This is a genomic window from Enterococcus sp. DIV1368b (assembly GCF_050529595.1).
Classification (GTDB): domain Bacteria; phylum Bacillota; class Bacilli; order Lactobacillales; family Enterococcaceae; genus Enterococcus_B; species Enterococcus_B mundtii.
In genome coordinates this window covers 2,124,723-2,139,336 of sequence record NZ_CP172883.1, presented here as the reverse complement: position 1 = coordinate 2,139,336, position 14,614 = coordinate 2,124,723, and the positions used below count along the sequence as shown (strand labels likewise).

15 protein-coding genes and 1 riboswitch are annotated in these 14,614 nt (G+C 39.5%); of the genes, 13 read left to right on the top strand and 2 right to left on the bottom strand.

Annotated features, from left to right (window positions below):
- Nucleotides 1-2 precede the first annotated feature (2 nt).
- The 10 genes from rpsU to glyS all read left to right on the top strand — a co-directional run bounded on the left by rpsU (nt 3) and on the right by glyS (nt 10,539).
- A complete protein-coding gene (gene rpsU, locus IGJ19_RS09805; protein WP_002356740.1) occupies nt 3-179 on the top strand; it encodes a 30S ribosomal protein S21 in 177 nt (58 codons plus the stop codon).
- A gap of 26 nt (nt 180-205) precedes the next feature.
- A complete protein-coding gene (locus IGJ19_RS09800; RefSeq protein ID WP_010734957.1) occupies nt 206-652 on the top strand; it encodes a GatB/YqeY domain-containing protein in 447 nt (148 codons plus the stop codon).
- A gap of 333 nt (nt 653-985) precedes the next feature.
- Nucleotides 986-1,957 (top strand): PhoH family protein, encoded by a 972-nt coding sequence (locus IGJ19_RS09795; protein ID WP_010734958.1) that lies wholly within the window; start codon nt 986-988, stop codon nt 1,955-1,957.
- A 21-nt stretch (nt 1,958-1,978) separates the two neighbouring features.
- Nucleotides 1,979-4,168, top strand: a complete 2,190-nt coding sequence (locus tag IGJ19_RS09790) for an HD family phosphohydrolase (protein ID WP_430603851.1) — start codon at nt 1,979-1,981, stop codon at nt 4,166-4,168.
- Between the two features lie 20 nt (nt 4,169-4,188).
- A complete protein-coding gene (gene ybeY / locus IGJ19_RS09785) occupies nt 4,189-4,665 on the top strand; it encodes an rRNA maturation RNase YbeY (protein WP_010734960.1) in 477 nt (158 codons plus the stop codon).
- Nucleotides 4,649-5,056 carry a diacylglycerol kinase family protein gene (locus tag IGJ19_RS09780; protein WP_029594236.1) on the top strand — a complete coding sequence of 136 codons (408 nt, stop codon included), beginning with the start codon at nt 4,649-4,651 and terminating at the stop codon, nt 5,054-5,056. The genes ybeY and IGJ19_RS09780 overlap by 17 nt, the downstream gene beginning before the upstream one ends.
- A 13-nt stretch (nt 5,057-5,069) precedes the next feature.
- The gene (gene era / locus IGJ19_RS09775) at nt 5,070-5,969 is read left to right on the top strand and encodes a GTPase Era (RefSeq protein WP_430603849.1); all 900 of its coding nucleotides are present in this window, start codon (nt 5,070-5,072) and stop codon (nt 5,967-5,969) included.
- A 402-nt stretch (nt 5,970-6,371) separates the two neighbouring features.
- Nucleotides 6,372-7,175 (top strand): DNA repair protein RecO, encoded by an 804-nt coding sequence (gene recO / locus IGJ19_RS09770; RefSeq protein WP_430603847.1) that lies wholly within the window; start codon nt 6,372-6,374, stop codon nt 7,173-7,175.
- A 375-nt stretch (nt 7,176-7,550) separates the two neighbouring features.
- Nucleotides 7,551-8,468 carry a glycine--tRNA ligase subunit alpha gene (glyQ, locus tag IGJ19_RS09765; protein ID WP_010734964.1) on the top strand — a complete coding sequence of 306 codons (918 nt, stop codon included), beginning with the start codon at nt 7,551-7,553 and terminating at the stop codon, nt 8,466-8,468.
- 1 nt (nt 8,469) lies between these two features.
- The gene (gene glyS / locus IGJ19_RS09760) at nt 8,470-10,539 is read left to right on the top strand and encodes a glycine--tRNA ligase subunit beta (protein ID WP_071866778.1); all 2,070 of its coding nucleotides are present in this window, start codon (nt 8,470-8,472) and stop codon (nt 10,537-10,539) included.
- 60 nt (nt 10,540-10,599) lie between these two features.
- Here the strand turns inward: glyS and yidC are convergent, their stop codons facing one another.
- Both yidC and IGJ19_RS09750 read right to left on the bottom strand, forming a co-directional pair.
- Nucleotides 10,600-11,538: a membrane protein insertase YidC gene (gene yidC / locus IGJ19_RS09755; protein WP_019723692.1), complete on the bottom strand. Its 939-nt coding sequence runs from the start codon at nt 11,536-11,538 to the stop codon at nt 10,600-10,602.
- 218 nt (nt 11,539-11,756) lie between these two features.
- Nucleotides 11,757-12,032, bottom strand: coding sequence for an acylphosphatase (locus IGJ19_RS09750; protein WP_034687338.1), 276 nt, complete (start codon nt 12,030-12,032; stop codon nt 11,757-11,759).
- Nucleotides 12,033-12,140: 108 nt separating this feature from the next.
- Here IGJ19_RS09750 and IGJ19_RS09745 point away from each other — a divergent pair, with 108 nt between their 5' ends.
- The 3 genes from IGJ19_RS09745 (at nt 12,141) to IGJ19_RS09735 (ending at nt 14,467) form a co-directional block, all read left to right on the top strand.
- Nucleotides 12,141-12,902, top strand: coding sequence for a TrmH family RNA methyltransferase (locus tag IGJ19_RS09745; protein ID WP_071866779.1), 762 nt, complete (start codon nt 12,141-12,143; stop codon nt 12,900-12,902).
- 123 nt (nt 12,903-13,025) lie between these two features.
- Entirely contained in the window at nt 13,026-13,529 is a 504-nt protein-coding gene (locus IGJ19_RS09740; protein ID WP_071866780.1) for an HD domain-containing protein, read from the top strand.
- Nucleotides 13,530-13,810: 281 nt separating this feature from the next.
- On the top strand, nt 13,811-14,467 hold the full coding sequence (locus tag IGJ19_RS09735) for a FusB/FusC family EF-G-binding protein (RefSeq protein WP_195513498.1): 657 nt from the start codon (nt 13,811-13,813) through the stop codon (nt 14,465-14,467).
- A 40-nt stretch (nt 14,468-14,507) separates the two neighbouring features.
- Nucleotides 14,508-14,575, top strand: a riboswitch (Fluoride riboswitch).
- Nucleotides 14,576-14,614: the final 39 nt, after the last annotated feature.

Genomic DNA, 14,614 nt, shown 5'->3' with positions numbered 1-14,614 from the left:
ATATGTCAAAAACAGTCGTTCGCAAAAACGAATCACTTGACGATGCTCTTCGTCGCTTCAAACGTTCCGTGTCAAAAGCGGGTACTTTACAAGAATCTCGTAAACGTGAATTCTACGAAAAACCAAGTGTAAAGCGTAAGAAAAAATCTGAAGCAGCTAGAAAACGCAAAAAATTCTAGTTCTTTGATGAATTGGAGTTGGTAGTGTGTCACTACTAAGTAGATTGAACGATGACATGAAGACAGCGATGAAAGCTAAAGATAAAGAATCTTTACAGGTGATTCGTATGATCAAGTCATCTATACAAAACGAGCAAATTAAAGAAGGTCACGACTTGACAGAAGAAGAAGAACTAACAGTGTTGTCTCGCGAAATGAAACAACGCCGTGATTCTTTGCATGAATTCGAGGAAGCTGGACGTGACGATTTAGCTGAAAAAGTGAAAAGTGAAATTGTGATAGTCGAAAAGTATATGCCAGAGCAACTTTCTGAAGAAGAAATTCGACAACTTGTTCAAGATGCGATCACGCAAACAGGTGCTTCATCTGCAAAAGAATTTGGTAAAGTCATGGGAGTCATCATGCCTAAAGTCAAAGGAAAAGCTGATGGAAATCAAGTAAATGCTATCGTAAAAGAACTATTGCAGTCTTAATCTTAGCAAACGAAACTACGGACGCGAAAGTGTCCGTAGTTTTTTTGTGTTCATTGAAAGAATAGTTTTTTGATCAATATTTTTTTATTTAAAAACATTTGTTGTTACTTGGCAAAAGATTCATAGATTAACATAAATTGGGCAACTGATGTTCAAAGTCAGGTATCTCTGCTAGTTACTAAATGATTAGGTTGTTTTAGTTGAAGAACGTTTTGTCTCAGTAATCCAAATTAAAACTTTTTTCTCAAGTCGTCTCATTTTATTCGCTATATAGTTTTTCATGATTATGGTAGAATAGGTAAGAACGATTTGAAATAAAGGAGATGTCTATTTTTGACAGAAGCGTCTAGTTCTTTGGATATTAGATTAACAGCAACTGATGATATCAGTATGCTTTTAGGGTCACATGATAAACATATCAAACTGATCGAAGAAACAACTGAAACGACGATCCACACAAGAGGTGAAGTGATCCAGATCATCGGGGAAGAAACCGATATTTCTTTGGCTGCTTCCGTGATCCGAACGCTACAAGAATTGATCAAACGAGGGATCCATATCAGTATGCCTGATGTGGTCACTGCCTTGAAAATGGCTCAAAAAGGGACATTGGACTATTTTGTTGAGATGTATGAACAAGAGATCGTCAAAGATCGCAATGGCAAACCGATCCGTGTCAAAAATAGCGGACAAAAAAAATACGTCGATTCTGTCGCCAAACATGATGTGGTCTTTGGTGTAGGACCAGCTGGTACTGGGAAAACATTTTTGGCTGTCGTATTAGCGATTGCTGCCTTAAAAAAAGGTGAAGTCCAAAAAATCATCTTGACTCGCCCAGCCGTCGAAGCAGGTGAAAATCTTGGATTCTTACCTGGAGATTTGAAGGAAAAAGTCGATCCATATTTACGGCCAGTTTATGATGCACTGTATCAAATTTTTGGGTTAGATCATACCAATCGTTTGATGGAGCGAGGGATCATCGAGATTGCACCACTTGCCTATATGCGGGGTAGAACGTTAGATGATGCCTTTGTGATTTTGGATGAGGCGCAGAATACCACAGTTGCCCAAATGAAAATGTTTTTGACTCGGCTTGGCTATCAGTCAAAAATGATCGTCAATGGGGACACGAGCCAAATCGATTTGCCAAAAGGCACGATGAGTGGATTGATCCATGCAGAACGAACACTGAAACAAATCAAAAAAATCGATTTTGTGAATTTTGAAGCGAGTGATGTTGTTCGTCACCCTGTCGTGGCAGAAATCATCAAAGCTTATGAAAAAGCGGATCTTCATCAAGAATAGCTTTTTTAGGAGGATTACCACATGTTGAACAAAATATTGCAGCAGCTTCAAGCGAAATTAGGGAAAGCTGCAGCACCTTTTCTCTTATTGCTTTTCTTTCTTTTGATGTGTGGGATCACGTTTAGCAGCGTGAAGCAAAAGCCCAATGATTTTAGAGAGGGACAAGTAGCGGAAGAAAGTATCCGTGCCAATAAAACGATTGAGAACACGGAAGAAACCGAACAAAAAAGGAAATTAGCAGCTGAAGCTGTAACACCTGAGTACACCTACCAAAGTGACCTAGCTTCGGAACAAGATCGTCGGATCAATCAACTGTTTGTTTTGATCAGTCGTGCGAATGACACGATCGACAAACAATATGAAGAAAAAGTCAGTAAGGCAAAAGAAGATGAAAATGTACCAAAGCCAACAGTAGAAGAACGGATAGCTGCATTGAAACGAATATTCGAAAGTTCAAATGCGGATGATGTCGCGTTCTACCAAAAATTACCAAATAGTTTTTACTCAACGATCATGAATATGTCAGAAAGTGAAATTACGACGGTTCGTGATGAAAGCTTGAAATTGATCGACGAACAAATGAGTAAGCAAGTTCGAGAAAGTGATTTAGATAATTTTAAACAAGAAGCAAATGATAAGATCCAGTATTTGAATGTTTCGGCACAACAACAAGAAATGATCCGCTATTTAGTCGATCAGGGCATTGTTGTGAATGATGTGTTAAATGAGAAACGAACAGAAGAATTGAAGCAAGAGGCACGTGACTCCATTCAACCCGTCATGATTTTCCAAGGGGAGATCATTGTTCGTGAAGGAAATCAAATCGATGCAGCGGCTATGAAAAAATTAGAATTGTTAGGTTTGACGAGTCAATCTACTTCGATTTTCCCTCTGGTAGCAATGATTTTAGCGGTGTTGTTACAAATTGGTGTGTTGTTCTACAATTCACTACAGTATAAAGATCTTTTCAAACGAACAGAGTATATACTTTTCTACGTAACAGCAATGTCCATCAGTATTTTATTGATGAAATTTTTCCAAGTCTTTCAAACAGAACAAGCGACTTACATTCCGTTACTTTACCCAGCAGCGTTTGTACCGCTAGTCTTGAACTTTTTCGTGAATCGAAGAGCGGGTATCATGGCTGCGTTGTTCCAAGCAGTTTCAGCGCTATTCATTTTTTACAATTCGATTGGTACGAATTTTTTGACTGTGATTTTGGTCTCGTACCTATTTGCCGGCTTTTTAGCAGCAATTTTAAAACGGCAACGTATTTCAGAACAATGGTTTCCAGCAATCATGTGGGTCGTTGTCTTTCCGTTATTGATGGATGTCGTTTTAGTGGTTTATCAAGGCATGAGCTTTAGTGATGGCACCACTTGGTTGACACTTGTATGTGGCTTCATGGGCGCATTTCTGTCGTATTTACTGACGATTGGTCTGCACCCTTATATTGAGCTATTAGTGAATGATGACAGTGTGATCGTTCTAAATGAATTGAGTAATCCAAACCATCCATTATTGAAGCAATTGCTAGAAGAAGCACCGGGAACGTATCATCATAGTATGATGGTTGCGAATCTGAGTGCGAATGCAGTTGCTGAGATCGGTGGACGTTCGTTGTTGACACGTGTGGCTTGCTATTACCATGACATCGGCAAAATCAAACATGCCAGTTTTTTCGTGGAGAACTTACCTTCTGGTGCGGAAAATCCCCATAACTTTTTACTTCCTGAAGATAGTAAACAAATTATTTTTGGGCATGTGACTGACGGTGCGAAGATTTTAGAAGAGTACGATATGCCAAAAATGGTAATCGATATTTGTAAGCAACATCATGGGACGACTTTGATGCGTTATTTCTATATCAAAGCAAAAGAACGTAATCCAGAAGTAACAGAAGAACAATTCCGTTACCCTGGCCCTAGACCGCAAACACGGGAAGCTGGGATCGTCAATATTGCGGATAGTTGCGAAGCCGCTGTGCGAGCGATGGATCATCCAACCAGTGAAAAAATCGAAGCTTTTGTGCATAATTTGATTGAAGAACGGATTTCTGATGGACAGCTTGATGATAGTGGATTGACACTCAAAGAAATCCGCAAAGTTGAAAAATCTCTTGTTAGTGGATTGAGCAGTACCTTCCACTCTAGGATCAAATACCCTAAGATGAAGTCTGAAGCAGAAAAAATGAAACAAGAAAAAGAATAGCAAAAAGGAAGCGATGACTAATGGATATTACATTTATCGATGAAACAAACACTGTATCTGAAACGAAAATCAAAGAAATTGAAGAATTGCTTCAATTTGCAGCAAAAAAACTTTCTTTATCAGATGAGACGGAAATGTCGGTGACCTTCATGGATAATCCGTCTATCCAAGAAATCAATCGTACGTACCGTGGCAAAGACGCACCAACAGATGTGATCAGTTTTGCGTTAGAAGATGAAGGTGAAGACGAGATCCCAGTGATTTTTGAAGAGGACGATGAGCCAATGCCTCGTGTATTGGGAGATATCATGATCTCAATCGATCGGGCAAAAGAACAAGCTGAAGAATATGGTCACTCCTATGATCGCGAACTAGGCTTCTTAGCCGTCCATGGATTTTTACACATCAACGGCTACGACCATATGACACCTGAAGATGAAGCGGAAATGTTTGGCTTACAGAAAGAGATTTTAGATGCTTATGGACTTAAAAGATAAAAGAGAAGAACAAAAAGTAGATAAAAACAAACATTTTTTGATGTCAGTGGAGTTTGCTTTACAAGGAGTCAAAACCGTTTTTGATGAAGAACGAAATATGAAGAAACATGTGGCTCTTGGGATCATTGCTCTGATCATGGGTTTCATCTTTCAATTGGATCGAATGGAGTGGCTATGGTTGCTCCTTTCAGTCTTTCTCGTATGGATCGTCGAGATCATGAACACTGTGTTTGAGAATGTAGTGGATATGTTCACAGACTTCCATTTTCATCCCATTGGAAAAAAAATCAAAGATATGGCAGCTGGGGCAGTGTTATTGACTGCTTGCTTTGCTGTGATCGTTGGGATCATCTTATTTGGTCCAAAAATCTATCAACTGTTTTTTAATTAAAAGGAGAGTAATTATGTCAGAACATAAATCTGGATTTGTAGCAATCGTCGGACGACCAAATGTTGGTAAATCGACGTTGCTCAATCGGATCGTTGGTCAAAAAATCGCGATCATGAGTGATAAAGCTCAAACGACAAGAAATAAGATCCAAGGAGTATATACGACTCCTGAAGCACAATTGATCTTTATTGATACACCAGGAATCCATAAACCCAAACATCGTTTAGGCGATTTTATGGTAGAAACAGCTTATAGTGCTTTACGTGAAGTTGATGCGGTATTGTTCATGATCAGCGCCGATCAAAAAAGAGGAAGAGGCGACGATTTCATCATCGAACGCTTGAAAAATGTCCAATCACCGGTATATTTAGTGATCAATAAGATCGATAAAGTCCATCCAGATGAGTTGTTAGGGATCATTGAAGATTATTCCTCACAAATGGAGTTTGCCCAAGTTGTTCCGATCTCTGCGACAGAAGGAAACAATGTCGAACGTTTGATGGAGGTCTTAGTGGATGAAATGCCTGAAGGCCCACAATATTTCCCAGACGATCAAGTCACTGACCATCCGGAATATTTTATCGTTTCTGAATTGATTCGGGAAAAAGTCTTGTTTTTGACACGAGATGAAGTACCCCATTCAGTCGCAGTAGTCATTGATACGATGAAACGTAATGAGAATAATAAAATCCATATCCAAGCTACGATCATCGTAGAGCGTGATAGTCAAAAAGGAATCATTATCGGTAAGGGCGGTAAGATGCTGAAAGACATTGGAACAAAAGCACGAAGAGATATTGAGAATCTGCTAGGAGACAAAGTCTTTCTAGAACTTTGGGTAAAAGTCCAAAAAGATTGGCGAGATAAACGAGTCTATTTACAAGACTTTGGATATCGTCAAGACGAGTATTAAACAAGGTTGTGAGAAAGCCGGTCAGCTCCGAATAGTAAGGCGAAACGTGGGAAAATAGCTTTCCATATTTTTTCACGTTTCGCCTTACTATTGAAGGAGCTGGCTTTCGAACACCGTTTATCATAGGTTGTGAAAGAAGCGTTCATCACTGAGTAATAAGACAAGAAAATCGAAAATGGTTTTTTCATTTTTGATTTTATGGGCTTATTATTGAAGAGTTACTTTCGAACACCGGTTATCCAGTTATAGAAGTTAGAGGACAACTAAGTCATGGAAGCAATTAAGAGTCTGGAATAAAAGTAATAGTTACTTTTGTCTCGACTTCACGGATGCTCGCATGACTTTTTCCTTCTTTTCAATTTAAAAAAAGCAATCTACGTTAAAGTCAGAGGAGGTGTGACGATGAGTCAGCTTGCAGAATCAAAAGGAATCATCCTTTCTAGTCGCAACTACAAGGAAAAAGATAAATTAGTCAAGATATTTACAGAATCGGCAGGAAAAATGATGTTTTATGTCAAGGGGATCCATCGTCAAAATCAACCGATTGCACCCGCATTGTTGCCTTTTACGGAAGCAATTTATATTGGTCATTTTCATAATGACGGTTTGTCCTTTGTTAACAGTGTAAAAGATGTCCACTCCTTTCGTAAGATACAAGAAGATATTTTTCTCAGCGGTTACGGGACTTATTTGTTGAACTTAGTGGATGCGGCGATCGAGGATCGGCAATATGATCCGAATCTATTTCAATTCACACACCAAGCATTGCAACGCATGGATCAAGGAGATGACCCAGAGATCATTACGAATATTTTTGAGATCCAATTATTGCAACGTTTCGGGATCTCGCCAGTCTGGACCCACTGTGCAGTGTGTGGAAAGACGCAAGGAAAATTTGATTATTCATCCAAATATGGTGGCGTCTTATGTGAAAATCACTGGGAGTTAGATCATCATCGGTATCACGCGGACCCACGTGCAGTTCACTTCGTACGGCTCTTCTCAGCAATCTCGTATGATCGCATCAGTGGGATCGACCTCAAAGAAGAAACGAAACAAAAGATTCGCCAATTGATTGATCTGTTATATGAAGAATACGTGGGCATCCATTTAAAAAGTAAAAAGTTTATTGATCAAATGAAAAGTTGGGAACATATCATGAAACCGACCAATGAGGCAACGAAGGAAAACCCTGCAGAGGAATGAAAAATTGTTTGAAACAATGGATTTTTTTCAAAAATATTTGACAAAGTACTGGGTTAACGTCTATTATAAAGCCTAGATAGTAACTATTGTTTTTTCAATAGACGAATGTCATTTATGAAGGATATTCAATATTCACATACGTACGATGATCAAGATCAGTAGAAAATCAAGTGGCACAAGCGAGTTCGGGAGAGTGTGAGCCGAATGCTAACGGTTTTTGAAGAGGCACTTGTGAGTACGATCAACGAAGCTGCCGAGTCGCTCGGAAGTAGGGTGGAACCGCGAAGATATTCGTCCCTATGTTTGTTTACGCAAACATAGGGACTTTTTTTGTTACTATTTTTGATTCTTGGTTAAGATGAAAGGGGTAATTATATGAGTAAGAAGCAAACAGTTCAAGAAATGATTTTGACATTACAAAAATTTTGGTCATCGAACGGTTGTATGCTGATGCAAGCATACGATACGGAAAAAGGGGCAGGTACAATGAGTCCTTACACATTTTTGCGAGCAATTGGTCCAGAACCTTGGAATGCCGCTTACGTTGAGCCATCACGTCGACCAGCTGATGGTCGTTATGGTGAGAATCCTAACCGGTTATATCAACACCATCAATTCCAAGTGGTGATGAAGCCATCACCAGAAAATATCCAAGAACTTTACCTGGAAAGCTTGCGTTTGTTAGGGATCGATCCGTTGGAACATGATATCCGCTTTGTTGAGGACAACTGGGAAAACCCTTCGATGGGGTGTGCCGGTGTTGGTTGGGAAGTCTGGTTAGATGGCATGGAAATCACGCAATTTACGTACTTCCAACAAGTCGGCGGTTTGCCATGTAAACCAGTCACTTCAGAAATCACTTATGGATTGGAGCGCCTAGCTTCTTATATCCAAGAAGTGGAAAGTGTGTATGATCTTGAATGGTCAGCAGGTGTCAAATATGGCGAGATCTTCAAACAGCCTGAATACGAACACTCAAAATATTCATTTGAAGTGAGTGATCAAGAATTATTATTAAGTAATTTTGATCGCTTTGAAAAAGAAGCGAAACGTTGTATTGAAGAAAATCTGGTCCATCCAGCATATGATTATATTTTAAAATGTAGTCACACCTTCAATTTATTAGATGCTCGTGGTGCAGTATCTGTGACTGAACGTGCTGGCTACTTGGCTCGCATTCGTAACATGGCGAAATCTGTGGCGAAAATCTTTGTTGCAGAACGTGAAAAACTTGGATTCCCATTGCTGAATAATCAATCAGAAAATCCAACGACTGTTAAGGAAGGTGAATAAGATGGCAAAGGACTTATTATTAGAAATTGGCTTGGAAGAAATGCCAGCGCATGTTGTGACACCAAGCATGAAGCAATTAGAAGAAAAAACAGCAGCGTTTTTAACGGACAATCAATTGACTTACGATGCAATCGAGACATTCTCTACTCCGAGACGTTTGGCGATCAAAGTAACAAATGTGCCGGAACGTCAGGCTGACAGTGAAGAAGAAGTGAAAGGTCCAGCGAAAAAAATCGCATTAGATGCTGAAGGCAACTGGTCTAAAGCAGCTCAGGGATTTGTTCGTGGGCAAGGATTGACGACAGACGATATCACCTTCCGAGAAATCAAAGGTGTGGAATATGTTTATGTGACGAAATATACTCAAGGCAAACCGGCGATCGAAGTCTTGACAGGATTGATCGATGTGATTAAAAGCATGACATTCCCTGTGACAATGCACTGGTCTTCCTTTGACTTTGAATACATTCGCCCGATTCATTGGATCGTGGCACTATTTGGAGAAGAAGTGATCCCGTTTGAATTTTTAGACGTGAAAACTGGACGTGCTTCTCGTGGGCATCGTTTCTTAGGTGAAGATGTGACATTTGCTCATCCAGCGGAATATGAAGAAAAGCTATCTGAGCAATTTGTAGTTGCTTCGCCACAAAAAAGAAGAGCAATGATCATGGAACAAGCGACTCAATTATCAACAAAAAATGATTGGCACATCGATTTTGATGAAGATCTACTTGAAGAAGTCAATAATCTAGTCGAGTATCCAACTGTTTTTGCTGGTGATTTTGAAGAAAAATATCTGTCTGTACCGGAAGAAGTACTCGTGACTTCCATGAAGGAACACCAACGTTATTTTGATGTGCGAAATGCCGAAGGACAACTCTTACCACATTTCATCGCTGTACGAAATGGCGATCGTGTGAAGCTAGATAACGTTATTCGTGGGAACCAAAAAGTACTGACTGCGCGTTTAGAAGATGCGGAATTCTTTTACAATGAAGACAAAAAATTCCCCATCGAACATTATGTCAATAAGTTGAAATCAGTGACTTTCCATGAAAAGATCGGTAGCATATATGAAAAAATGCAACGTGTGCAAGTGATTGCATCTGTTATCGGTAAATCTGTCGGTTTATCAGGCGAAGAACTAGCTGCATTACAACGTGCCGGCGAAATCTATAAGTTTGACCTAGTGACGAACATGGTTGGAGAATTCCCAGAACTTCAAGGAATCATGGGTGAAAAATATGCGTTGTTGCATGGAGAAGATCCAGCAGTTGCGACAGCGATCCGTGAACATTATTTACCGATCGCCAGTGAAGGTGAATTGCCAGAAACAACGATTGGTGCAGTCTTGGCTATTGCCGATAAATTAGACAGTATTTTCTCTTTCTTCACTGTAGGAATGGTGCCAAGTGGTTCAAACGACCCTTACGCATTACGCCGACAAGCATATGGGATCGTTCGGATCATTGAAGCAAAACAATGGGCTTTCCCATTGGCACAATTACAACAAGAAGTGAATGCGGCAATCAATGAAAATCAAGAGCGTTTCGGGTTAGCTTTCGTTCAAGGAAGTGATGTGATCGACTTTATCAAAGGTCGTTTACGCCAACGATTGATGACAAAAGCCATTCGCCACGATGTGATCGATGCTGTCTTGAATGCGAAGGAAAGTAATTTGACAACCGTTTTTGCAGCTGCACGTCTATTGAAAGAACGTTTGCAAGATGAAAACTTCAAACCATCGATGGAAGCTTTGACGCGTGTGATGAACCTAGCGAAAAAAGCCGAAGAAACAACGAATGAAATTGATCCAAGCTTATTTGAAAATGAAGCAGAGCAAGCATTGTACGAAGCAGTTGAGAAAGTGAAAGCTCAGTTTGCGGAACGTACACTTAAAGAGAACTATGAGCAATTAGTCAGCTTAAGACCAGTTATCGATCAGTATTTTGATCAAACGATGGTCATGGTTGAAGATGAAGCTGTCCGTAACAACCGTTTAGCACAGTTGCAACAAATTGCTGACATGGCATTAAGTATTGCTAGTCTGGATCAAATCATTACAAAATAAGACGGATCAAGTGAAAGCTTGAAACAAAAAAAGGTTTGGGATGCGAACATCCCAAACCTTTTATTTTTTACGTTGCTGTTTACCGGCATTTCGACCGTTAGCATTTTTCTTGGTTGCTTGTGTATTGATTTTTTTCGTTGTTTTCGTCGTTTCTTCAGGTGTCACATCTTTGCGAGGTGTCACGACTTGTTTCGGTGGATTTTGTTTCAATTCTTCTGCGACCTGTGCTTTTAAGCGTGGCTTCATGATCACATTGGTGATGAATGTTTGTAGACAACTAAAGATACCACCGACTACCCAGTAAAGGGTCACTCCCGCAGGAGCACTGATCGACATGAAGACGATCATCGCAGGTGAAACGATCAACATGGTGCGCATCGTTTTTTTCTGTTCTTCAGGAATACCGATCGTTGAGATATACCCTTGGATAAGGTAAGCAATCCCGGCAATCGCAACTAAGACCAAACTTGGATTCCCTAAATCGATCCCATAAAAAGTCGATTCACGGATACCCTCTGTATAGCGAGCAGTGAAGTACAGTGCTGAGAAGATCGGCATTTGGATCAATAAAGGTAAACAACCGATTCCGCCAGTCATACTTAACCCATTTTCGCGATACACTTGTTGCATCTCCGCTTGCGCAGCCATTTGTTCTTCACGGGTCGTTGCCGCTTTTAGTTTTTCTTGGGCGGCACTGACTTGAGGTTTCAATGCTTGCATTTTTTCAGATTGGATCATTGTCTTTTTCGATTGACTGATTCCTAAAGGTAAAATGATGATTCGCACGATCACAGTCATCAAGATAACAGCCCAACCGTATGACCAGTTGAAATTCTGCACAAGATATGTAATCGCTTGTCCCATAGGATGTACTAATACGCGATAGACGATCCCAGATGTATCAGGGTTTCCTTCAGAGTCCATTCTGACACAACCAGATAAGAAAAGTAAGAGTGTTACAAGACCAGAACCTAGTAACCAATTTTTCCATTTATTCATAAAATACTTCCTCTTTTAAAATTTTTACACAAGCTTAACTATACTAAAAATATAAGAATAATTCAATGAACTTCATAGAAAATTCAAATAATTCCCCTAAGTTTAGCCAATCATGTGAGGGACAGGGAAGACCAGTAAAAGAACAGACAATTGAAAAAATCATCTGTCAGTAGACGGCAACAACGACTTTCTTCATATGTGCGTTCAAGAAGAGAAATTTAGCCAATTACATCAAATTTCTTTCGTTCTTCCATCATCGGATGTTCTTGTAAGTCGACATATTGGACACGACCACTGGGACTAGGTGATTGCTTGACTTCTTTGATGAACTGATCGATGGTTTCCTCCTCACCAGCGGCTTCGATCGTCACCGAACCATCTTCTTCGTTTTTAACTGTTCCTGTCACGCCTAATTGATCAGCTACTATTTTTGTCATATAACGAAAACCTACACCTTGGACACGCCCTTGAACATTCATTTTAACTTTTTTCATTTGAAGCACCACTCTTTCCTCTATTTGATAAATTTATGATAACGATTTTTTATAAAACTAACAAGCCCAACGATTGATTCCATGCTATAATGAAGTGAGGTGGAAAACGTGAAAAAAATTCAATCAGCAAAAAATCCTAGAATCAAAGAAATAAAAAAATTACATAAAAAGAAGCACCGCGAAGAAGGACAGGAGTACCTGCTTGAAGGGTTTCACTTGATCGAAGAAGCTGTGAATGCCAAAGTCATACCTAAAGAGATCTTTCTGACTGAAAGAGGCTGGTCAGAATGGGGGACATGGGTCGAACAACACACATTGGATTGCTTTTTAGTCACGGATGAGGTGATGGCGGTGATCTCTGATCTACCAACACCACAAGGAATCGTGGCAGTGATGCCGCTAGAAGTTAGCCAGGTGTCAATAGATACAGGAGGCTGGTTGCTTTTAGACAATGTTCAAGATCCTGGAAATGTCGGAACGATGATCCGAACAGCAGATGCGTTTGGTTTAGCAGGTGTGATCTTAGGGAAAGGTTCAGCTGATATTTATAGCACCAAAGTTTTAAGAAGTATGCAGGGAAGCAATTACCATTTACCAGTTATCTCACAAGAGTTAGACGCGCTCATTCCTGAATTGAAAGAAAAAGGATTTGCGATATACGGAACAGAACTCAATGAAGAAGCTGTTTCTCTTCCAACCGTCGTACCAACAAAAAATTATGTGATCATTATGGGAAATGAAGGGCAAGGTGTGCGGTCAGAGTTATTAGCACTAACTGATAAAAACATCTATATCCCAATGAATGGTCATGCTGAATCATTGAATGTCGGTGTAGCTACGGGCATATTGTTGTATCATCTTTCTTCTTGATTAAGGAACTATTAAGCTTTTTGGATTTTTAAACAACCTCACTAGAATATTCCGAACATGAATGATATACTATGTACAATTTCAACGATAAATGAAATTCAAAAAGGTGGCAGATCGAAAATTATGACAGAAAAATGGCGTGAAGACGAAGAATACATGTCTTATATCGAAGATCTATTAGAAACAGAAGCAGTACAAAAATTAGCTGATTATATCCAACATGTACATTCGACAAGATTGGAACACTCGATCAGTGTTTCTTATCATAGTTACAAATTAGCAAAAAAATGGGGGGGAGATGCAAGAGCTACTGCACGTGCAGGACTTTTACATGACCTATTCTATTATGACTGGCGTACAACAAAATTTGATGAAGGCACACATGCGTATGTGCATCCTAGGATCGCTGTGAAAAATGCAGAAAAGATTACTGAACTTTCTGATTTAGAGCGTGACATCATCTTGAAACATATGTGGGGGGCAACGATCGCTCCACCAAAATACAAAGAAAGCTATATTGTGACATTTGTCGACAAGTATTGTGCAGTGAAAGAAGCGGCGCAACCAGTAACGGATACAATGAAACAAAAATGGCAACGATATTTTGGAAAAGAACAGTCGATCTAACTATTTGACCAGCCGAACGAAAACAGTCGAAGGTCCCTATCATGGGAAACCTTTGACTGTTTTTTTGTGGGAAAGTAGTTGACGAAACAAGTTTTATAAGGTTAACTCTTTATTAGGTGAATGTACATAGATGAAAAAAAGCATAAAGGGGGTGATGATAAGATGCCATACGTATCTTATTTAGCAGAGTTCAAGGACTTCAGTTATTAAGCTTACTTTGTTGAAGGACTCTTTTTTCTTCAAAGTAGCTACTTTTGAAAGAAGAAAGGACTCAAAAAATCATGGAAACAACAATCAAAACGTATCAATATTTCTTTATCAAACGAGAAATCGAGCAACTGTTAAATGTCTATCATTCAGTGAATGATAAAAAAACTGTCGCAACTGTTCAAGCATTAGCCACAGAACGAATCAACGAGGTAGTAGAAAATGATCCTAATGTAATCGCCTTACTTGAACCATTTGTGAAGCAAATCATGGACACAAACTTGAAAAAAGAAAAAGCGACAGAATTGCTCGAACGTTTAAAAGAACATGTTGCGCCATTCAAGCAACCATCAAAAATCCAAGTGGAAAAAATATTCCGAAAAGTGAAAAAGCTGAAACACCCAGATTGGCAAACATTGGATCTTAAAGAGCATACTTATGTGGGCTGGAATGATCCAGGAACACAGAAGAAATATCTGCTTTATTATGCAGATGAGCGGCTACAAGGTGTCCATGGCACACTTTCTCCGACGATCATCAAAGGAGTATGCGCGATTTGCCATAAGACTTCGAGTGTTTCGATGTTTCTTTCTACGACAAAATCAGGATCAGATGGCACGTATACTAAAAAAGGAAATTACATTTGTCATGATAGTGATCAGTGCAATCAGCAACTAGTAAAGCTGGCACCATTCTATGAATTTACAGACATCGTGAAGAAAGAAAAATAGCGCCATTGTTTTTCTTGAGAATGTATGATAGACTTTCTGTAAATGAATAGGTGATGGTGTTCGCCTTTAAATGTCGATCGATAGATGACTAATGACGCCTACTAAAAATCGGAGAATCCGTTTTTTTAGTAGGCTTTTTTTGTGGGG

Coding starts and splice junctions, on each gene's coding strand:
- IGJ19_RS09790 (WP_430603851.1), top strand. CDS start 1,979: ATGTTGAACAAAATATTGCAGCAGCTTCAAGCGAAATTAGGGAAAGCT.
- IGJ19_RS09780 (WP_029594236.1), top strand. CDS start 4,649: ATGGACTTAAAAGATAAAAGAGAAGAACAAAAAGTAGATAAAAACAAA.
- glyS (WP_071866778.1), top strand. CDS start 8,470: ATGGCAAAGGACTTATTATTAGAAATTGGCTTGGAAGAAATGCCAGCG.
- yidC (WP_019723692.1), bottom strand. CDS start 11,538: ATGAATAAATGGAAAAATTGGTTACTAGGTTCTGGTCTTGTAACACTC.
- ybeY (WP_010734960.1), top strand. CDS start 4,189: ATGGATATTACATTTATCGATGAAACAAACACTGTATCTGAAACGAAA.
- glyQ (WP_010734964.1), top strand. CDS start 7,551: ATGAGTAAGAAGCAAACAGTTCAAGAAATGATTTTGACATTACAAAAA.
- IGJ19_RS09750 (WP_034687338.1), bottom strand. CDS start 12,032: ATGAAAAAAGTTAAAATGAATGTTCAAGGGCGTGTCCAAGGTGTAGGT.
- era (WP_430603849.1), top strand. CDS start 5,070: ATGTCAGAACATAAATCTGGATTTGTAGCAATCGTCGGACGACCAAAT.
- IGJ19_RS09735 (WP_195513498.1), top strand. CDS start 13,811: ATGGAAACAACAATCAAAACGTATCAATATTTCTTTATCAAACGAGAA.
- recO (WP_430603847.1), top strand. CDS start 6,372: ATGAGTCAGCTTGCAGAATCAAAAGGAATCATCCTTTCTAGTCGCAAC.
- rpsU (WP_002356740.1), top strand. CDS start 3: ATGTCAAAAACAGTCGTTCGCAAAAACGAATCACTTGACGATGCTCTT.
- IGJ19_RS09740 (WP_071866780.1), top strand. CDS start 13,026: ATGACAGAAAAATGGCGTGAAGACGAAGAATACATGTCTTATATCGAA.